Below are 19,702 nucleotides of genomic sequence, written 5' to 3'. Positions count from 1 at the left end.
CACCGGCGCGCCGGCGCTCATTCGAGTGACCCGGACCATGACGCGACAAAGGGCCGCGGGGTTCCCCCGCGGCCCTTTTCCACAGTCACTCTCCGTACCGTCCGACCCGCCCGGGACCTGCCAAGATCGCCGATTGGTCCGGCGTGCCGGCGCGCCCGCAGTTGACCATGTAAAGAGGACACGAAAGCTCGGGACCGCTCTTGCGAAGCACCCTGGGGGGTCTGCGAGTATGTCCCAATGCCCCAGCAGTCCTCCCCTCTTGCGTTCTTCGATAACGCGAACTCACAGCCCGATTTCACCGTCGGCCTGCGCGGCTACAACACCCACCAGGTCGATGACTTCATCGGCCGGATGACGGCCGCGCTGACCCAGTCCGAGCAGGCCCGCGCCGAGGCCGAGCAGCGCATGAACGACGCTCAGCGCCGGCTCCGCCAGGCCGAACAGCGCATGAGCACGCTGGAGCAGAAGCTCGCCGACACCAACAAGCAGCTCGAGGAGAACAGCCGGCCCACCCTCTCCGGCCTCGGCACCCGCGTCGAGCAGATCCTCCGGCTGGCCGAGGAGCAGGCCAACGACCACCGCAACGAGGCCAAGCGCGAGTCGGAGGGCATCCTCTCCGCCGCACGCCTCGAGGCCCGCGAGATCACCGACAAGGCGCGGGCCGAGGCGGCGGCGATGAAGGCCACCGCCGAGCGCGAGGCGGGCAGCGTCCGCACCGCCGCCGAGCGGGAGGCCGCCGAGGTCCGCGTCCAGGCCCGGCGCGAGGCCGACACGCTGCGCGCCGACGCCGAGCGGGAGACCAAGCAGCTGCGCACGGTCACGGCGCACGAGGTCGCCGAGCTGAAGTCCACCGTCGAGCGCGAGGTCGCCACGCTCCGGGCCACCGCCGAGCGGGAGATCACCCAGCAGCGGGCGAAGGCCGCCCGGGAGGCCGAGGAGAAGCGCGCCGAGGCGACCAAGCTGCTCACCGACGCGCGGGACAAGCGCGACAAGGACCTGCAGGCCCTGGAGCTCCAGCTCGCCGAGCGCCGGGAGAAGGCCGAGCGCGAGGAGTCGGAGCGGCACGCGGCGCAGGTCGCGCAGACCCAGAAGCTGGTAAGCGAGGCCGAGCAGCGGGCCCACGCCGCGCAGGAGCGGGCCAAGGAGATCGAGCAGCGCGCCGAGGCCCGCCGGGTCGAGTCGGAGCGCACCGCCAACGAGACGGTCGACAAGGCCAAGGCGCTGGCCGACAAGACGCTGACCGAGGCGAAGGCCGAGGCGAAGCGGCTGCTCACCGAGGCGCGCACCGAGGCCGAGCTGACCACCCAGGCGGCCCGCCGCGAGGTCGAGGACCTCACCCGGCAGAAGGACGCCGTCACCTCCCAGCTCGGCCAGATGCTCTCCGGCCTCGCCGGGATCGTGCCGGGCGTCCCGGCGGCGCCGGCCGCCCAGGCCGCGCCCGCCAAGCCGGAGGCCAAGAAGGCCGACGGCGCGGACGAGCGGGTGGCCGCCGAGACGTCCAACTGACCGAGCCGACCGGGGCATGACCACGGCGCGGGGTGACACCGGGTGACCGGTGTGCCCCGCGCCGTATGCGTTTGCCCGTCAGGGAAATGCCCGGGCGTCAACCCAGTGAAGTAGGTCCCATCAGGGGCGTCCGTATCGCCCCAGCCGGCCCGGAGGCGTGTGAGGATGGGGGCATGTCGCACGGCGAGGAACTGTTCGCTCTCGGCGGGGACGTGACCACGGAGCCCAGCTTCGAGTCCGCTCTGCGGGGGTACGAGAAACGACAGGTCGACCGGTACGTCGCTCGTGCGGAGCACGAGATCGCGGCCCTCGCGGCCGAACGGGAGCAGGCCTACACACAGATCCACAAGCTGGCCGGCCAGGTCGAGGTGCTCCAACGGGATCTCGCCCAGGCGCGCAAGTCGTCCGGTGCGCTGGAGAACGTCTCCTTCCGGCACCTCGGCCCGCGCGTGGAGCAGATCCTCACGATCGCCGAGGAGCAGGCCGACGCGATCCTGGCCGCCGCCAACGAGGAGATCGAGGCGCGCCGGGCCGCCGCCGAGCACATCGTCGAGGAGGCCCGAGAACAGGCCGCCACCGCGCTCAAGGACTTCGAGATCGCGCTGGCCGCCCGACGCGCCGAGGAGGAGCGGCACACCGCGGCCCGCCGGGCCGAGGCGGACGCCGCGGTCAAGGCCGCCAAGGAGGAGGCCGCCCGGCTGCGCAAGGCCGCCCAGGAGGCGCTGGCGAAGGCCCAGCAGGAGGCCACCCAGCTGCGGGACGCGGCCAAGGAGATCCACCACCGGGCCCAGCAGGAGGCGACCCGGCTCCGGGAGGCCGCCAAGGAGGTGCACGCCACGGCGCAGCAGGAGGCCACCCAGCTCCGGGAGGCCGCCAAGGAGGTGCACGCCAAGGCCCAGCAGGAGGCCAAGCGCCTGATCGACCAGGCCACCGAGGCGGGTCGGGCCACCCACGCCAAGGCCCAACGGGACGCGAAGCAGATCATCGACGACGCCGCCGAGGCTGGTCGGGCGACCCGCAACAAGGCCCGGCAGGAGGCGGAGCGGCTCACCACCCAGGCGGCCGAGACGGCCAAGCGCAGCCGGGCCGAGACCGAGGCGTACGTGCAGCGGATGCGCACCGAGACCGAGGCGTACGTGCAGCAGGCCCGGGCGCAGACGCAGCAGGAGCTCGGCGCGTGGCGGGCGGGGGTGGAGCAGGAGGTCAACAGCCGCCGCGAGGCCGCGGACCGCGAGCTGGCCCAGCGCCGGGCGACCACCGAGCAGGAGTTCGCCAGGCGCCGCGACGAACTGGAGAAGCAGTACAAGGCGCGCCTGACCGAACTGGAGACGAAGCACAAGAGCCGGCACGACGAGCTGGAGTCGGGCTTCGAGACGCGCCGCGCCGCGCTGGAGTCGGAGTACACCGCCCGCAGGAACGAGATCGAGCAGGGCGCCGCCGCCGTGCGCGAGGCCGCCGAGCGGGACGCGCTGACGATGCGTCGGCAGGCCGAGGAGGAGGCTGCGGCGCTGCTCAGCCGTGCCGAGTCGGAGGCGGCCGACAAGCGCCGCAAGGCCGACGAGCACGTCGCGACGTCACGCCGCCAGTTCGAGGAGTACGCGGCCACCACGCAGCAGCACCTCGCCACGACCCAGCAGCACCTCGCCGCCACCCAGCAGGAGGCCGCCGTCAGCCGTCAGCAGCTCGCCCAGGTGATGCTGGAGATCGCCCAGGCCCAGCAGCAGCTCGCCGACCTGCGGCAGGAGACCTGGAAGTCGCGGCAGGAGTCCGACGAGCTCCAGCGCCAGGTGGCCGAGCTCCGGCTGGGGCTGCTCGCTGCGGGCGACCGGCCGGCCGGGACGGACGGCGCCGCCGCGACCGCCCCGGCGGGGGCCGACGGCAGGCCGGCGTCGACCGGCACGGCCGGGGCGAACGGCGGGAAGGCGTCGACCGCCGGGGCGGCCACGTCCCCGGTCGACGGGACGCCGACCGGACCGGGCGCGGGGAAGAAGGACACCGCCGAGCCGGGCGCCGGAAAGAAGGAAGCCGCACCGGCCGGAGCGGGCGCGACGTCGGTGGGCGGCGCGGCGAAGGAGGCCGCGCCAGCCGGAGCGGGCACGACACCGGCGGGCGGCGCGGGGAAGAAGGACGCCGCACCGGCCGGAGCCGGCGCGGCGCCGACGGGCGGCACGGCGAAGGGCACCACCGCCTCGGACGGCAGGCCCGCCAAGGTCGAGCCGGCGGCGGCCGGGCAGCCGGCCAAGGGCCGGATCGAACCCGCCGACACCAAGCAGCCGGGCGACGCCGACGTCGCGGCCGTGACCACGGTCGACGGCGACACCGCGAGCGCGGGCGTGGACGGGGAGCCGACCGTGGCGGCCGTGCCGGGCGAGGGTGGCCGGGGTGCCACCCCGACGAAGATCACCAGCACCGGCGAGAACGGCAAGCGACCGGCGAAGCCGACCACCGACGAGCGCAGCGCCAAGCCGAGCAAGGTCGTCGTCGAGAAGGACTGACCCGGACCAGCCCTTCCGCCCGACGACCCAGGTCGTCGGGCGGATCTTGGTTGGAAACGGCCCCCTGAGGGGCACCTTCCTACCAGGATCTCTCAAGTCTCTGGCCCGGTCGGACTGCGCGGATCCGCTCAGGCTGCGCGGATCCGCTCGGGGTGCGCGGATCCGCTCGGGGTGCGTGGTCGGGCAGGCTGGCGGCGTACGCTCCCGGGTGGGATCCGCCCGACGCGGACCGAGGTCGGACCCTCGGCGGGAATCGATCAGGGGAGGTCCGATGGCAGACGACGGACCGAGGGAGTCGAGCGGCGACCGGGAGCCCGGTAGCGCCCCGGGACCGGGCGGCGGAAGCCCGAGGCCCGAGCACGCCACCGCACCTCGGCACGCCGACCGAGCCGGCCCCACCCACCGCGAGGACCAGGCCACGGGCCACACGCCCGGCGGCCAGCCCGCGCCGGGCACCACGGACCGCGACGAGCCGGCCACGGGCACCACGGGCGGCGGTCAGCAGCCGGGCGCGAACGGGTCGAGCCGGTTCGGTACGCCGGGACGACCGCTGCGGCGCAGCAGCTTCCTGGTCGGCTTCTCCGGGGCGGCCGGGGTGCTGCTGGCGTACGCCCTCTATCTGGGGCTGCGCAACGCGGCCGGAATCCTGGTCCTGGTGCTCATCGCGCTCTTCCTCGCCGTCGGCCTGCACCCGGCCGTGGTCCGCCTGCGGTCCTGGGGGCTGCCGCACGGCGCTGCCGTGGCGGCGGTCGCGCTGACGGTCGTGCTGCTGCTCTGCGGTGGCCTGTTCGCCCTGGTGCCACCGATCGTCACGCAGACCGGGCAGTTCATCGACCAGCTGCCGAACTACGTCGAGGAGCTGCGCCGCAACCGTACGGTCAACGACCTCGTCGAGCGGTACGACCTGATGGACCGGGTGCGGAGCGCGGCGAACGTCGACACGGTCGGCCAGGCCCTCGGCGGGGTGCTCGGCGGGGCTCAGATGATCTTCGGCACGGTGTTCCGGGGACTGACCGTGCTGGTGCTGACGATCTACTTCCTGGTCCACTTCGACCGGATCCGCGACCTGGGCTACGCACTGGTGCCCCGCTCCCGCCGGGACCGGGTGCGGCTGATCGGCGACGAGATCCTGACCAAGGTCGGCGCGTACATGGTGGGCGCGATCAGCATCGCCGTGCTGGCCGGGGCGGCCACGTTCGTCTTCGCGCTGGCCGTCGGGCTGCCGTACCCGTTCGCGCTGGCCGTGGTGGTCGCGGTGACCGACCTGATCCCGCAGATCGGCGCGACCCTGGGCGCGGTGATCGTCAGCCTGGTGGCCTTCGCCACCGACCTGCGGGTGGGCATCGCCTGCGTGGTGTTCTTCCTGATCTATCAACAGGTGGAGAACTACCTGATCTACCCCAAGATCATGCGCCGATCGGTGGCGGTCAACGAGGTGGCCGCCCTGGTCGCCGCGCTGCTCGGCGCGTCCCTGCTGGGCGTGGTGGGCGCGCTCATCGCGATTCCGGCGGTGGCCGCGTTCCAGCTCATCCTGCGGGAGGTGCTGCTGCCCCGGCAGGAGTCCCGCTGACTCCGCCCCGAGGGCGGACGCAGGGGCCGGCGTCGAGGCGGACGTCGGGGCCGGGCCCAAGCAGACGCAGGGCCCGGGTCCAAACGGACGCCGGGGCCAAGCAGACGCAGGGCCCGGGTCCAAACGGACGCCGGGGCCAAGCAGACGCAGGGCCCGGGGGCCAAGCGGACGCCGGGGCCGGCAGGGCGGCCCCGGGGCGCCGGCCGACCGCCCGGGTCAGCCGGCCTGACCGGCGGGCGGGCCGGGCACCGGACGGTCGGCGAAGGAGGCGACCGTGCGGTCGGCGTACGCGCTGACGTCCCCGGTCTCCACGGGGCCGTCCCAGGTGGTCGGCAACGGCACGGCGGCGGCCGGACTGACCCGGCGGACCACCTCGTCCAGCACGGTCTCGGCGTCGCCGACCCAGAGGTGCTTCGCGCCGGGCACCCCGACCACCTCGGCCTGCGGCACCGCCGCGAAGCGCTCCCGCGCCTCGTCGGGACGCAGGTAGTCGTCGAACTCGGGCACCAGCGCGGTGAGCGGCTTGCCGGAGGCGGCCCAGTGGTCGAGGTCCGCCGGGGCGGAGAAGCGCAGCGGCGGGGAGAGCAGGATCGCCCCGGTGACCGCCGGGTCGCAGCCGTACTTCAGGGTCAGGTCGGTGCCGAACGACCACCCGACCAGCCAGATGTCCGGCAGCTCGTGGAACTCGGCGTACTCGATCGCGGCGGCGACGTCGAAGCGCTCCCCGACCGCGTTGTCGAAGGCGCCCTCGCTGGTGCCGCGCAGGCTGCTGGTGCCCCGGGTGTTGAAGCGGAGCACCGCCAGGTCGGCCAGGGCGGGCAGCCGCCACGCCGCCTTGCGGAACACGTGGCTGTCCATCATCCCGCCGTGCGTCGGCAGCGGGTGCAGGCAGACGAGGGTGGCCACCGGCTCCCGGTCCAGCGGCCGGGCCAGCTCGCCGACCAGCCGCAGGCCGTCCGCGGTGTGCAGCTCGATGTCCTCGCGGCGCCCGGGCAGGATGGTGGACGCGCGGATCGGTGTGCTCACCCCTCCAGTCTCACCCGTGCGGTCGGGCAGCGCCGGGCGGGGCGGAAACAGGGTGATCCAGATCGCTCAACCGTAGCGGGGCGCGCCGCGCCCCCGCTGGACGACCGGGCCGCGCCGGTCCCGGGCCCGCCAGCATCCGCTGTGCCAGTGCCGCCGGTCCGTCAGGTCGCCCCGGCCGTCCGCCGGCCACGCCACCAGGTGCGCCACCCCGGGGCGGATCTCCTGGTCGCAGCCCGGACAGCGGTACGTCTTGGTGGACGCGCCGCCGCTGATTCCGCGTACCTGCCACTCGCCGTCGCGCCACTGCTGCACCGAGGCGACGCCCTGGCGGACCCGGTCGGAGTCGAGGTGCGCGGTGTCATCGCGGCGGGGTCGGTTGCGACGGGGGCTCACGCTTGCCAAGCGTACGGGCCGCCGGCCGGACCGGCCCGGGTCGGGCGGCCCGGCCGGCGACGCCCGTCACTCCCAGGTGCCGGGGTCGGTCAGGTCCGTCGCGATCCGCGCCCCGGCCAGCACGACCGTCGCGTCGGCCTCCGTGAGAGTCGGGTAGCCCGCGGGCGGGGCCGTCCCGGGCAACGGCGAGCCGAACTCGGCGGTCACGCGCGCCTTCGGGATGCCGAGCAGTTCCAGCGTCCTGCCGTCCCGGTGCAGGTGCGCCGGACGCCCACCCACCGTGCGCCGCCGAACTGCCGGACTGAGCCGTCGATGGTCAGCCCGGTCACGGACTGCTGGAGGGGTACGCCGTCGAGCAGCGGCCCAGCGCAGGTAGCGGGGCCCGGCCGGGGTCCACGCCCAGGTGGTCCCCGGCCAGCAGCCGGGCCAGGCGCGACAGGGCCGGACCGCGGCTGCCGACGTACTCCTCGAAGGTCACACCCTCAGGACGCCGTCACCGACGCAGTCTGTCGACCGCCGATCAGCGGCGGGTGTGGTCGCGGAAGCCGCGACCGCTCTTGCGGCCGAGGTAGCCGGCCGTGACGAGGTGCTCCAGCAGCGGCGCGGGCGCGAAGCCCGGCTCCCGCAGCTCCAGGTAGAGCTCCCGCTGGATGGCCAGCGAGACGTCCAGCCCGACGACGTCGAGCAGCTCGAACGGGCCCATCGGGTAGCCGCAGCCGAGCTTCATCGCGTGGTCGATGTCGTCGGCGGTGGAGTAGCTCGCCTCCAGCATCTTGACCGCGTCGTTGAGGTACGGGAAGAGCAGCGCGTTCACGATGAAGCCGGAGCGGTCGCCGCAGACCACGCCCGTCTTGCCCAGGGCGGCGCAGACCGCGCGGGCGGTGGCGACGGTCTCCGCGGAGGTACGGATGGTCTGCACGACCTCGACCAGCGGCATGATCGGGGCCGGGTTGAAGAAGTGCAGCCCGACCACGTCGGCGGGGCGCTGGGTGGCCATCGCGACGTCGATCACCGGCAGCGACGAGGTGGTGGTGGCGAGCACCACGCCCGGCTTGCAGATCTCGTCGAGGCTGGCGAAGAGGGCCTTCTTGACGCTCAGCTCCTCCACCACGGCCTCGACCACGAGGTCGACGTCCGCGAGGTGCTCCAGGGTGGCCGACCAGTTGATCCGGCCGAGCGCCGCGTCCCGGTCGGCCTCGCTGAGCTTGCCGCGCACCACGCCCTTGTTGAGCGAGGTCTTGACCGTCTCGAAGACCTTGGCGGACTTCTCCGCGCCCCGGGTCACGGAGACGACCTCGTAGCCGGCCTTGGCGAAGACCTCGATGATGCCGGTGGCCATCGTCCCGGAGCCGACCACGCCGACCTTCGCGATCGCGCGGGCGCCGTCGGCGAGCGCCGACTCCGCCGCCTGCGGCGTCTGCTCGTCGGGTACGACCACCGGGGAGCCCGGCCGCTCGTAGGTGTAGAAGCCCCGGCCGGACTTGCGGCCGAGCAGCCCGGCGGTGACCATCTGCTTGATCAGCGGCACGGGGGCGTGCCGGCGGTCGCGGCCGCCGCGCCGGTACATGGTGTCGAGGATCTCGTACGCGGTGTCCAGGCCGATCAGGTCCATCAGCGCCAGCGGGCCCATCGGCAACCCGCAGCCGAGCTTCATGGCGGCGTCGATGTCTTCCCGGGTCGCGTAGTGCGACTCGAACATGCCGACGGCGTGGTTGAGGTAGCCGAAGAGCAGCGCGTTGGCGATGAACCCGGCCCGGTCGTTGATGGTGACGTCGACCTTGCCCAGCCGCTCGCAGAGCGCCTCGACGTCGGCGACCACGTCGGCGGAGGTGACCACCGTCCGGACCACCTCGACCAGCTTCATGACCGGCGCCGGGTTGAAGAAGTGGATGCCGATCACCTGGTTGGGCCGGCTGGTCGCGACTGAGATCTCGGTGACGCTCAGCGACGAGGTGTTGGTGGCCAGGATCGCCTCGGGCTTGCAGACCCGGTCCAGCTCGGCGAAGATCCGCTGCTTCAGGTCCAGGTGCTCGGGCACCGCCTCGATGACGAGGTCGACGGAGTGCAGCGCGCCGAGCCCGACCTGCCAGTCGACCCGGGCGAGCAGCGCGTCCCGGTCGGCCTCGGCGAGCTTGCCCTTGGCCACGGCCCGGTCCGTCGAGCCGGTCAGGGTGGCCCGACCGCGCTCCAGCGCCGCCTCGGAGATCTCGACCGCGACGACGTCGACGCCGTTGCGCGCGAATACCTCGACGATGCCGGCACCCATGGTGCCCAGACCCACAACGCCCACGCTGGTGAACTCGCGCGCCACGACCGGCCTCCCCAATGCTCCGCACGGCCGCATGAACGGCCACTAAGGTTATGCGCGCGAGTCTGCCACGTGACGTGCTGTTGTCGAGACGCGGTGGGATATTTCACGAGCCGCCCGGGCAGCCCGCTAGGCGACCGTCCCGTCGGTCAGCCGCAGCAGCTCGGCGACGAACTCGGCCGGCCGCTCCAGGTGCGGGCTGTGCCCGCAGCCCGGCAGCAGCACCTCCCGGTACGTGCCGCCCGCCGCCGCGTAGCGCTCCAGCACCGCCCGCGTCTGCCCCACCATCGGCTGCGCCGGGCAGGCGTCCGCCCCCGGCCAGCCGGGCACCACGCCCAGCGAGCCCAGGTGGGCCAGGTCGAACAGCGAGGTGTCCGAGACGATCACGTCGGCGTCCCCGTGGATCCAGGTGACCGGCGGCTTGCCGGCCACGGCCACGAGTTCGTCGGCGATCCGGAAGTACGCCGGGGAGAGCGCGTTGAGCACGCCGCGCCGGCCCGGGGCGGTGCCGGGCCAGTGCGCCGAGTCCACCGCCGTGCCCGGGTAGTTGTCGTCGCCCGTCGCCGTGCTGAGAAGGGTGTCCAGCAGCAGTTCCTCGTCCGCGCCGAGCGAGGCCGGGTCGGCCACGTAGGTGGCCCGCAGCACGTTGCGCGGGCTGGCCTGGCTGTCCGTGCCCCGGTCGCCGGCGGCCAGCCGCTTGACGAACTCCGCGTTGGCGGTGCCCGCGCCGGTGCCGGCGAAGTCGGGCGTGGTGGGCGTGCCGGTCAGGTCGCGGGTGCCCCCGTAGCCGTACGGCGAGACCGGCGCGGCGAGCAGCAGCGCGGCCACCCGCTCGGGGTGGTCGACCAGCAGCCGCATGGCCACTCCCCCGCCGAGCGAGTGCCCGACCACCACCGGCCGGGCGGCGGACGAGAACAGGGACGGCTCGTCGAGCAGCGCGGCGACGTCGTCGGAGAAGTCGGTGAGCCCCCGGGTGGCGTCCACCGGCGCGGTGTCGGTGTCCCCGTAGCCGCGCAGGTCGGGCGCGACGACCCGGAGGGTGTCGGGCAGCCGGCGCACCAGCGGCTCCCAGAAGGCCGCCGACGAGCAGTTGCCGTGGATCAGCAGCACGGGTACGCCGTCCGGCGGCCCGGCCACCCGCACCGCCTGGGTGACGCCGTTCGCCGACACGAGCTGCTGTCCGGTCTCCATCCGCGGCATGCTGCCACGACGACCCGGCCGCGTCCATGGGTGCGTCCGCCATGTCTGCTGGTCGGAGGGTGTGTGGCGGATCAGGACGGGACGGTGCCCGCCGTCGCGTCGGCGGCCGGGAGGGCGGGGGTGGCGACCGGCAGCGGCAGCGTCGGGCGGTGGTCGCGGCGCGGCCGGCCGAAGCTCAGCCCCACCGGATCGGTCCGTGCCACACCCGGGTCGAAGAGGCGCAGCTCGGTGCGCCCGACCCGGATCACGTCCCCGTCGGCCAACCGTTCCACGCCGGTGATCCGCCGATCGTTGAGCCAGGTGCCGTTGGTCGAGCCCAGGTCCGCCAGGCAGGCGCCCTCGTCGGTCAACCAGACCTCGGCGTGCCGGCGGCTCAGGTGCGCGTCGTGCACGACGATGTCGGCCGTCGGCGCGCGGCCGATGACCTGCCGCGTGGGGCCGATCCGGGCGCTCAGGCCCCGCATCGCCCCGCCGGCGACCGTCAACAACGGCATCAGTTCCGGATGTTCCTCCATGGACAGTCGGCCCTCCGCCCACACGTGATCACTCCGCGCGTCAGCCTGCCACCACACCGTAGTCGTCCTCGACCGCCGGGCGGTCACCTCCGCGACGCCGGGCGGACACCTCCCGTTCGCCGGTTCGGCGTCCGACGGCCGGCGCAGGCCGCGGATCCGGCGGGTCCGGCGCCCGGAACGGCAGGTCGCGGGGCTACCGGCGAGTAATCCTCGGGTCTAGACTTCCGCCATGACGGCTGTGCATGTCCCGGGCGCCCCGGTGATCGAGGACGGTCGACTGGTGTCGACGAGCCCGGCGAGCGGCGCCGAGGTCGGCCGCCTGCCCGTCGCGACCCCCGAGGACGTCGGGCGGGCCGTCGACCGGGCCCGCCGGGCCGGCGAGTGGTGGGCCGGGCTCGGCTTCGCCGGCCGCAGACAGCGGCTGCTGCGCTGGCGCGCGCTGCTCGCCCGGCGCATCGAGGAACTCGCCGACCTGGTGCACGCCGAGGGGGGCAAGCCCGTCGCCGACGCCGTCGTGGAGATCGTCACCGCCGTCGAGCACGTCGACTGGGCGGCCCGCAACGCGCGCCGGGTGCTGGGCCCCCGCCGGGTCCGCTCGCGGCTCGTGCTGGCCGAGTTCTCGGCCCACCTCGAATACCAGCCGCACGGCGTGGTCGGCGTGATCGGCCCGTGGAACTATCCCGTCTTCACGCCGATCGGCTCCGTCGCGTACGCGCTGGCGGCGGGGAACGCGGTGGTGTTCAAGCCGAGCGAATACACCCCCGCCGTCGGCCAGTGGCTCGTCGACACGTTCGCCGAGGTGGTGCCGGAGCAGCCGGTGTTCACCGCGGTGCACGGGCTGGGCGACGTCGGGGCGGCGCTCTGCCGTTCCGGGGTGGGCAAGGTGGCCTTCACCGGCTCGTCCGCCACCGCGCGCAAGGTGATGGCGGCCTGCGCCGAGTCGCTGACCCCGGTGCTGCTGGAGGCCGGCGGCAAGGACGCGATGATCGTCGACGCGGACGCCGACCTGGACGCCGCCGCCGAGGCATGTGTCTGGGGCGCGCTGACCAACGCCGGCCAGACCTGCATCGGCATCGAACGGGTCTACGCGGTCGAGCCGGTCTTCGACGCCTTCGTCGGCAAGGTGGTGGAGCGGGCCGGCCGGTTGACCGTCGGCCCGGACGACGCCGACATCGGCCCGATCACCATGCCGAGCCAACTCGACGTCATCCGTCGACACATCGACGACGCGCTGGCCCGGGGCGGCCGGGCGGTGCTCGGCGGCGCGGACGCCGTGCAGCCCCCGTACGTGCGGCCGACCGTGCTGGTGGACGTGCCGGAGGACTCGATCGCCGTACGCGAGGAGACCTTCGGCCCGACCCTGACCGTCAACCGGGTCCGCGACGTCGACGAGGCCGTCGCCCGGGCCAACGCCCTGTCGTACGGCCTGGGGGGTTCGGTCTTCGGCCGGCGCCGCGCGGTGGCGATCGCCCGGCGGCTGCGCTCGGGGATGGCGTCGGTCAACTCGACGCTGACCTTCGCCGGGATGTCCACGCTGCCGTTCGGCGGCGTCGGCGACTCCGGCTTCGGCCGCATCCACGGCGAGGACGGGCTGCGCGAGTTCAGCCGGGCCAAGGCGATCACCCGCCGCCGGGCCCGGTCGTTGCTGGCCTCCACGACCTTCGAGCGGACGGCCGCCGACGTCGCCCGGCTCGTCAAGGCCATCAAGACGATGTACGGTAGGTGACTGTCGGATAACCGATCATGACGACGCCCGCGTATGTCCACCGTGGTGGGAGCGGTACATTGCGTTAAATGCGCCCCCATCGATTGCGCTTCCACCTCGTCGACAGCGAACGCTCGTGGAGCGCCCGGCAGCGACGTCGGCGCGCCGACTGGCTGGTCCGGACGTTTCCCGACCTCGGGCGGATGCACGTCGTCGACCTGGGTGGCCGGCTCGGCACCTGGGCGCGGGCCGACGTGCGGCCGGCCCACGTGCACGTGGTCAACCTGGAGCGGCCGCCGGTGGACGTGCCGGAATGGGCGCAGGTCGACCAGGCCGACGCCTGCGACCTGCCGGCCCGGATCGCCGCCCGCCGCTACGACCTGGTCTTCTCCAACTCCGTGCTGGAGCACGTCGGCGGGCACGAGCGGCGGCTGCGCTTCGCCGACGCGGTACGCGGCCTGGCCGACCGGCACTGGGTGCAGACGCCCTACCGCTACTTCCCCATCGAGCCGCACTGGATCGCGCCGGGGATGCAGTTCCTGCCGGTACGGCTGCGCACCGCGTTCGCCCGCCGTTGGCCGCTCGGGCACAAGCCCACCCGCACCCACGAGGCCGCCATCCACCAGGTGCTCTGGACCGAGTTGCTGGACCGGTCGCAGATGCGGCACTACTTCCCCGACTCGCGCATCCTCGTCGAGCGGATCGCCGGCCTGCCCAAGTCGCTGATCGCCGTCCGCGCGGACGGGCTCGGCCACCGGGCGGAGGACGTCAGAAGAGCGTGAGCTCGTCGCGTTCGATGCCGCGCAGCTTGTCGTAGTCCACGACCACGCACCGGATGCCCCGGTCGGTGGCGAGCACCCGGGCCTGCGGCTTGATCTCCTGCGCGGCGAAGACGCCGGTCACCGGCGCGAGCAGCGGGTCCCGGTTCATCAGCTCCAGGTAGCGGGTGAGCTGCTCCACGCCGTCGATCTCGCCGCGCCGCTTCACCTCCACCGCCACCGCGCCCTGGTTGGCGTCGCGGCAGAGCAGGTCGACCGGCCCGATGGCCGTCATGTACTCCCGGCGGACCAGCGTGAACCCCTCGCCGAGCGTCTCCGGGTTGGCCGCCAGCAGCTCCTGCAGGTGCGCCTCCACCCCGTCCTTGCGCAGGCCGGGGTCGACGCCCAACTCGTACGAGGTGTCCTGGAAGATCTCCTCCAGGGTGATCCGCAGCTCCTCGCCGGCCTTGTTGACCACCCGCCAGACGCCGGGAGCCTCCTCCAGCCGGCAGGGCGGGCTCATCCAGTTCAGCGGCTTGTACGCCCGGTCGTCGGCGTGGATCGACACCGAGCCGTCCGCCTTCACCATCAGCAACCGGGTGGCCAACGGCAGGTGGGCCGAGAGCCGTCCGACGTAGTCCACCGAGCACTTCGCAATGACCAACCGCACCCGACGAGGGTAGCCGAGGCACCGGCCCGCGCCACCGAGCGGCACTGGCGTGCCGGTGCGATGCTGAGACGGTGCTCGAAGTTCTGACCGGTACCGGCCTCGCCGCCTCGGCGGGGTTGAACGCCTACATCCCCCTGCTCACCATGGGTTTGCTGGCCCGCTACACCGACGTGATCGACCTGCCCGCCGGGTGGCAGTGGCTCGGCAACGGCTGGGTGGTCGCCATCCTGGCGGTGCTGCTGGTGATCGAGGTGGTGGCCGACAAGGTGCCCGTCGTCGACCACGTCAACGACGTGGTGCAGACCGTGGTCCGGCCGACCGCCGGCGGCCTGGCCTTCGGGGCGGGAGCCTCGTCGGAGACGGTGACCGTGAGCGACCCCGCGAGCTTCTTCTCCTCGAACCAGTGGGTGCCGGTGGTGACCGGGGTGCTGATCGCCCTCGGCGTGCACCTGTTGAAGTCGGCCGCCCGACCCGTCATCAACGCGACCACCGCCGGCGTGGGCGCCCCCGTGGCCAGCACCGCCGAGGACGCCACCAGCGTCGTCGTGTCGGTGGCGGCCATCCTCCTGCCCGTGCTGGTGCTGGCGTTCCTGGCCGGGCTGGTCCTGTTCGTCTTCTGGTTCCTGCGCCGCCGGTCCGACCGCCGCCGGGAACGTCAGGCGGCGCGGGCCGCCGGCTTCCGGGTCTGACCGCGTACGCGCCGCCACCCGGCTTCCGCGTGCGCCGGGTGGCCCAGCGGATCGTCGACGGCCGGCACCCCGCGCGTGGGGGTGCCGGCCGTGACGTTTGTGGATGTGCCGTCGGCCGGCACCCGTGTTCGGGTGCCGGCCGACGGTCCCCCTTGTGGTGGAAGGTCTGTGTCAGCTGTTCCAGTGCTCGGTGACGAGGTCGGCGGCCTGCTGCTCCCACTGCGCGTAGTGGTCGGGGTAGGCCGACACCTGCACCGTCTGCGCCGCCTTCGTCAGCGGCATGTCCTGCCACCCGTCGACCTGCTTGAGACCCTTCAGGAACGCCATGGTCGAGTACTCCGGGTCGGTGATCTGCTCCACCGTGCCCCAACCCGAGGACGGGCGCTGCTGGAACAGGCCCTGCGAGTCATGGTCGTTGCGCTCACCCAGATGACCCAGGTTCTCCAGCTTCGACTCCTGCAACGCCGTCGCGATCGCCACCACGGCGGCACGCTCGTCCATCCCGGCCTTCTTCGTCGCCGCGACGATCGCCTTCACGTTGCCGACCTGCTCGTCCGACAGATCGATGCGCGACTGCGCACCCTGCACACCGTGCGGAACCAGCTTGCCCTTGTCCACGGCCGGCTTGTCGGCCTGCACCGCCACCGCGGTGACCGGAGCGGCCTCGGCCGGGGCGGCGTGAGCGGTGGCCGGACCGGCGAACACACCACCGGCGAAGGCCAGACCAGCGACACCCAGGACGCTCTTACGCATGATCGTGTTCACGATGGGCTCCATTCGGGGGAAGGCACCCACGAGCCGAAGGGGGTCGGCAGCAGGGGTGCAAGCACCGTCCGGCGCTCAAAAGGGAACTGGGGGGATCCGGCACGGGTGCCGGGAAGAATCAGACCGGCCTCGCGTGGGCCGGATCGTGGCCCGTGTCGCGGGGGCGGGGGGACGCCCTCGTCGGCCGGACCATGTCCAACGACCGCCGGCCCGCCGTCATTCCGGGCCCGGCACCCCCGCCCGCAGGCGGCGACGTGCCCTCACTCGGCCGTACGCAGGGTGTAACGACCCCGACCCCGCCACGATTCCGCGCCCACGATGCCCCCGGCCACACCCCGAAACCGGACACCCGACCCGACACCCGACACCGTCGAACACCAGGCGGCCCAGAACGCCGGGCACACGCCGGGCACAACGCCGCAGACCGAACGCTCGGACGCACACCGGATCGTCAGCGCAGACCGGAGCGGCGCCGACGAACAGGGCGGCACGGACGACGCGCAACCACCGACGGGGTGTGGCCCGCCGTGCCCGGCGCAGGGATCAAGCCTGACCGCCCGGAGCCGGGCACGGCGGGCCACACCCCACACCCCCACCACGACGCACCGCACACCAGAGAACGCACGGCAACCACACCCACACCCACGCGGGCACACGTCAGCCACCGACCGCTGGCATCATCTCCCGGTGCCCGTGAAGATCTCCCACGTTTCGTTGGCCGCGACCGTCACCGCCGTGATCGCGGCCGCGGCGCTCCTCGCCGGCCCGGCTCCGCTGCGTACACCGGCCAACGCCGGCATCCTCCGGCTCCCGGACGCGGGGCCCGCGGCCACGCCGACGGCCCCGGGACGGCCGGCGACACAACCGGGGCCGGCGCGGACACCCGCCGGGACCGTCCCGGGCGCGACCCCACCAGGGACCAGGCCACCCGTCGTCGACCACGGACCGCGTACGGGGAACAAGGTGGCGCTCACCTTCGACGCGGACATGACGGACGCGATGCGATACCAGCTACGCAGCGGGGCGGTGCGGTCGTACGCGAACCTGAAGATCATCGACCTGCTGGAACGGGAGCAGGTCCCGGCCACCTTCTTCCTGACCGGCAAGTGGGTCGAGCAGTACCCGGCGGTGACCCGGCGGCTCGCCGCGAACCCGCGATTCGAGTTGGCCAACCACACGTACGGGCACCTGGCGTTCACCCCGGACTGCTACGGCCTGCCCCGCATCGCCGAGCGGGAGATGACCGCCGACGTGGCGCGGACCTTCGACGTGGTGGCCGCGTACGGCGGACGGCAGACCAGGTACTTCCGCTTCCCGGGACTGTGCCACGACCGGAAGGCGCTGGCCGCGCTGGCGCCGCTGGGGCTCACGGTGGTGGACGGCGACGTGGTGAGCGGGGATCCGTTCGCGAAGTCCTGGCGGCCGGTGGTGCGGGCGGCGCTGGACGGCGTACGTCCCGGCTCGGTCATCGTGCTGCACGTGACGGAGGCGAACGCGCCGATGACGGACGAGGCGCTGCCGCACATCCTGGCGGGGCTGGCGGAGCGCGGGCTGGAGCCGGCTCCGCTGTCGGAGGTGCTCGGAGCGGGCTGAACCCGCATCGCGAACCACTCCAAAAGCCTAAAATCGGGGCAAGAATCTAGAGGAGGTCTCATGACCGCAGCAGTGGAGATGCCCCGCGTCCAGGAGTGTGTGGTCGCGGCCTGCTCGTACAACCACACCAACGACTGCCACGCCTTCGCCATCACGATCGGCAGCCCGGACCACGCGCACTGCCACACCTTCGTCGAGATGCCGTCGGTCCGGGGCGGCGTGGACGGCGGGATGACCGCGCAGGTGGGCGCCTGCCAGCGGGCCGACTGCCGGCACAACGACCAGTTGGAGTGCCGTGCGCCGGGGATCAAGGTCGGCCCGGACAACGACATGGCCGACTGCATGACGTACAGCAGCCGCTGACGAGACGGAGAAGAGGCCCTCGTCGACCCGTTGCGTCGGCGAGGGCCTCTTCTCGTCACTGGAGCCCGTTGGCCTCGCGGACGACGGTGACCAGCTCGTCGATGATGCCCGTGAGGGCGAAGTCCTTCGGCGTGAAGACCCGGGCCACCCCGGCGGCCCGGAGCCGCTGGGCGTCGCCGGCCGGGATGATGCCGCCGACCACCACGGGCAGGTCCGGCCGGCCGGCGGCGCGCAGCCCGTCCAGCACCGCCGGCACCGCGGCCAGGTGCGATCCGGAGAGCACGGAGAGGCCGACCAGGTCCACGTCCTCCTCCACGGCGGCGGCGACGATCTGCCCGGCGGTCAGCCGGATGCCCTGGTAGACCACCTCGAAGCCGGCGTCGCGGGCGCGCACCGCGATCTGCTCCGCGCCGTTGGAGTGCCCGTCCAGGCCGGGCTTGCCGACCAGCAGGCGCAGCCGGCCGCTGCCCAGCTCGCGGGCGGTGGCGGCGACCCGCTCCCGGACGCCGGACAGGGTGGCGTCGCCGCCGGCCCCGGCAGCGCCCGCCAGTCCGGTGGGCGCGCGGTACTCGCCGAAGACCTGGCGCAGCGCGCCGGCCCACTCGCCGGTGGTGACCCCGGCCCGCACGCACTCCAGCGTCGCGTCCATCAGGTTCGCCGTGGTCGCGGCGTCCGCGCGGAGCCGGGCCAGCGCCGCGTCCACGGCCGCCTCGTCCCGACCGGCACGCCACTGTCGTACGGACGCCACGGCGGCCGCCTCGACGGCGGGGTCGACCTGCTCGACGGCCTCGGCGCCGGCCGCGGTCAGCGGCGACGGCTCGGTCTCGGCGAACCGGTTGACGCCGACCACCACGTCGGCGCCGGACTCCATCCGGCGGCGCCGCTCGGCCAGCGAGGCGACCAGCGCGCTCTTGAGGTAGCCGGTCTCCACGGCGGCGACCACGCCGCCCATCTCCAGCACCTTCTCCAGCTCGACCCGGGCGCCGCTGACGATCTCGTCGACGAGCGCGGTCATCACGTGCGAGCCGGCGAAGAGGTCCGGGTACTCCAGTAGGTCCGACTCGTACGCGAGCACCTGCTGCATCCGCAGCGACCACTGCTGGTCCCACGGCCGGGGCAGGCCGAGCGCCTCGTTCCAGGCGGGCAGCTGGACGGCGCGGGCCCGGGCATCCCGGGACAGGGTCACGCCGAGCATCTCCAGCACGATGCGCTGGATGTTGTTCTCCGGCTGCGCCTCGGTCAGGCCCAGCGAGTTGACCTGCACGCCGTAGCGGAAGCGGCGCTGCTTCGGGTTCTCCACCCCGTAGCGCTCGCGGGTGATCTCGTCCCAGAGCGCACCGAACGCGCGCATCTTGGCGATCTCCTCGACGAAGCGCACCCCGGCGTTGACGAAGAAAGAGATCCGCTGCACGACGTCGCCCATCCGCTCGGCGGGCACCTGGCCCGAGTCGCGGACCGCGTCGAGCACCGCGACGGCGGTGGAGAGCGCGAAGCCGACCTCCTGCACCGGCGTCGCGCCGGCCTCCTGCAGGTGGTACGAACAGATGTTGACCGGGTTCCACCGGGGCATCTCGCGCAGCGTGTACGCGACGACGTCGGCGGTCAGCCGCAGCGACGCCGCCGGCGGGAAGATGTACGTCCCCCGGGACAGGTACTCCTTGATGATGTCGTTCTGCGTGGTGCCGGCGCAGCGGGACAGCTCCGCGCCCTGCTCCGCGCCGACGGTGCCGTAGAGGGCGAGCAGCCACATCGCGGGCGCGTTGATGGTCATGGACGTGTTCATCTCGGCCAGCGGGATGCCCTCGAAGAGGGCCCGCATGTCACCGAGGTGCGCCACCGGCACGCCCACCCGGCCCACCTCGCCGGCGGCGAGCTCGTGGTCGGGGTCGTAGCCGGTCTGGGTCGGCAGATCGAAGGCGACCGAAAGGCCGGTCTGCCCCTTCGCCAGGTTCCGGCGGAAGAGCGCGTTGCTGGCGGTGGCCGAGCTGTGCCCGGCGTACGTGCGCATCACCCACGGGCGGTCGCGTTCGGGCAGCCGACCCGGGAGAGCCTTCTCGTCCATGGCGGGAGTCTAAGTTACCGTTCAGTCACCGGGGCTGTGGAAAACCACACAGCTCCATGGAGCGGACGCCGGGGTGCGAAGCCC

The 19,702-nt window shown here is 73.3% G+C and carries 18 protein-coding genes; 8 read left to right on the top strand and 10 right to left on the bottom strand.

The features are described 5' to 3' along the window. The first annotated feature begins 237 nt into the window (after positions 1 to 237). The 3 genes from GA0070606_RS21800 to GA0070606_RS21790 all read left to right on the top strand — a co-directional run bounded on the left by GA0070606_RS21800 (position 238) and on the right by GA0070606_RS21790 (position 5,571). Positions 238 to 1,506 (top strand): coiled-coil domain-containing protein, encoded by a 1,269-nt coding sequence (locus GA0070606_RS21800; RefSeq protein WP_091103586.1) that lies wholly within the window; start codon positions 238 to 240, stop codon positions 1,504 to 1,506. A gap of 173 nt (positions 1,507 to 1,679) precedes the next feature. Continuing rightward, positions 1,680 to 4,001, top strand: coding sequence for a hypothetical protein (locus tag GA0070606_RS21795; protein ID WP_091103584.1), 2,322 nt, complete (start codon positions 1,680 to 1,682; stop codon positions 3,999 to 4,001). A 271-nt stretch (positions 4,002 to 4,272) separates the two neighbouring features. Beyond that, positions 4,273 to 5,571 (top strand): AI-2E family transporter, encoded by a 1,299-nt coding sequence (locus GA0070606_RS21790; protein ID WP_245724762.1) that lies wholly within the window; start codon positions 4,273 to 4,275, stop codon positions 5,569 to 5,571. A 216-nt stretch (positions 5,572 to 5,787) separates the two neighbouring features. On the opposite strand, the gene GA0070606_RS21785 is transcribed toward GA0070606_RS21790, so the two are convergent. The 7 genes from GA0070606_RS21785 to GA0070606_RS21760 form a co-directional block, all read right to left on the bottom strand. Continuing rightward, entirely contained in the window at positions 5,788 to 6,597 is an 810-nt protein-coding gene (locus GA0070606_RS21785; protein WP_091103582.1) for an alpha/beta hydrolase, read from the bottom strand. A gap of 66 nt (positions 6,598 to 6,663) precedes the next feature. Beyond that, positions 6,664 to 6,990, bottom strand: a complete 327-nt coding sequence (locus tag GA0070606_RS21780; RefSeq protein ID WP_176737387.1) for a hypothetical protein — start codon at positions 6,988 to 6,990, stop codon at positions 6,664 to 6,666. Between the two features lie 66 nt (positions 6,991 to 7,056). Then, positions 7,057 to 7,269 (bottom strand): hypothetical protein, encoded by a 213-nt coding sequence (locus GA0070606_RS21775; protein WP_091103578.1) that lies wholly within the window; start codon positions 7,267 to 7,269, stop codon positions 7,057 to 7,059. Positions 7,270 to 7,315: 46 nt separating this feature from the next. Continuing rightward, positions 7,316 to 7,468, bottom strand: a complete 153-nt coding sequence (locus GA0070606_RS33435; protein WP_245724761.1) for a hypothetical protein — start codon at positions 7,466 to 7,468, stop codon at positions 7,316 to 7,318. A gap of 42 nt (positions 7,469 to 7,510) precedes the next feature. Continuing rightward, positions 7,511 to 9,301, bottom strand: coding sequence for a 3-hydroxyacyl-CoA dehydrogenase family protein (locus tag GA0070606_RS21770; protein ID WP_091103576.1), 1,791 nt, complete (start codon positions 9,299 to 9,301; stop codon positions 7,511 to 7,513). A gap of 126 nt (positions 9,302 to 9,427) precedes the next feature. Further along, positions 9,428 to 10,498, bottom strand: a complete 1,071-nt coding sequence (locus GA0070606_RS21765; protein WP_176737386.1) for an alpha/beta hydrolase — start codon at positions 10,496 to 10,498, stop codon at positions 9,428 to 9,430. A 71-nt stretch (positions 10,499 to 10,569) separates the two neighbouring features. Beyond that, on the bottom strand, positions 10,570 to 11,013 hold the full coding sequence (locus GA0070606_RS21760) for an FHA domain-containing protein (protein ID WP_091103570.1): 444 nt from the start codon (positions 11,011 to 11,013) through the stop codon (positions 10,570 to 10,572). Positions 11,014 to 11,242: 229 nt separating this feature from the next. Between GA0070606_RS21760 and GA0070606_RS21755 the strand changes: the two genes are divergently transcribed. Continuing rightward, a complete protein-coding gene (locus GA0070606_RS21755; RefSeq protein ID WP_091103568.1) occupies positions 11,243 to 12,739 on the top strand; it encodes an aldehyde dehydrogenase family protein in 1,497 nt (498 codons plus the stop codon). 68 nt (positions 12,740 to 12,807) lie between these two features. Continuing rightward, a complete protein-coding gene (locus tag GA0070606_RS21750; RefSeq protein WP_091103565.1) occupies positions 12,808 to 13,500 on the top strand; it encodes a class I SAM-dependent methyltransferase in 693 nt (230 codons plus the stop codon). Here GA0070606_RS21750 and nucS read toward each other — a convergent pair. Then, positions 13,487 to 14,146 carry an endonuclease NucS gene (gene nucS, locus GA0070606_RS21745; protein WP_091103562.1) on the bottom strand — a complete coding sequence of 220 codons (660 nt, stop codon included), beginning with the start codon at positions 14,144 to 14,146 and terminating at the stop codon, positions 13,487 to 13,489. The two genes, GA0070606_RS21750 and nucS, sit on opposite strands and share 14 nt — an antisense overlap. 71 nt (positions 14,147 to 14,217) lie before the next feature. Between nucS and GA0070606_RS21740 the strand changes: the two genes are divergently transcribed. Further along, the gene (locus tag GA0070606_RS21740) at positions 14,218 to 14,835 is read left to right on the top strand and encodes a DUF4126 domain-containing protein (RefSeq protein WP_091103559.1); all 618 of its coding nucleotides are present in this window, start codon (positions 14,218 to 14,220) and stop codon (positions 14,833 to 14,835) included. A gap of 171 nt (positions 14,836 to 15,006) precedes the next feature. Here GA0070606_RS21740 and GA0070606_RS21735 read toward each other — a convergent pair whose 3' ends face one another. Next, positions 15,007 to 15,600: a hypothetical protein gene (locus GA0070606_RS21735; protein WP_091107992.1), complete on the bottom strand. Its 594-nt coding sequence runs from the start codon at positions 15,598 to 15,600 to the stop codon at positions 15,007 to 15,009. A gap of 774 nt (positions 15,601 to 16,374) precedes the next feature. On the opposite strand from GA0070606_RS21735, the gene GA0070606_RS33430 reads away from it, so the two are divergent. After that, positions 16,375 to 17,193, top strand: a complete 819-nt coding sequence (locus GA0070606_RS33430; protein ID WP_342672192.1) for a polysaccharide deacetylase family protein — start codon at positions 16,375 to 16,377, stop codon at positions 17,191 to 17,193. A 60-nt stretch (positions 17,194 to 17,253) separates the two neighbouring features. Next, on the top strand, positions 17,254 to 17,556 hold the full coding sequence (locus GA0070606_RS21725; RefSeq protein WP_091103556.1) for a DUF1540 domain-containing protein: 303 nt from the start codon (positions 17,254 to 17,256) through the stop codon (positions 17,554 to 17,556). A 55-nt stretch (positions 17,557 to 17,611) separates the two neighbouring features. On the opposite strand, the gene GA0070606_RS21720 is transcribed toward GA0070606_RS21725, so the two are convergent. Further along, entirely contained in the window at positions 17,612 to 19,618 is a 2,007-nt protein-coding gene (locus GA0070606_RS21720; RefSeq protein WP_091103553.1) for a protein meaA, read from the bottom strand. Positions 19,619 to 19,702 lie beyond the last annotated feature (84 nt).

Origin of the sequence: Micromonospora citrea, assembly GCF_900090315.1 — a bacterium.
In the GTDB taxonomy this organism is placed as follows: Bacteria; Actinomycetota; Actinomycetes; order Mycobacteriales; family Micromonosporaceae; genus Micromonospora; species Micromonospora citrea.
The sequence above is the reverse complement of the archived record's forward strand: the minus strand, read 5'-3'. Positions and strand labels throughout refer to the sequence as shown.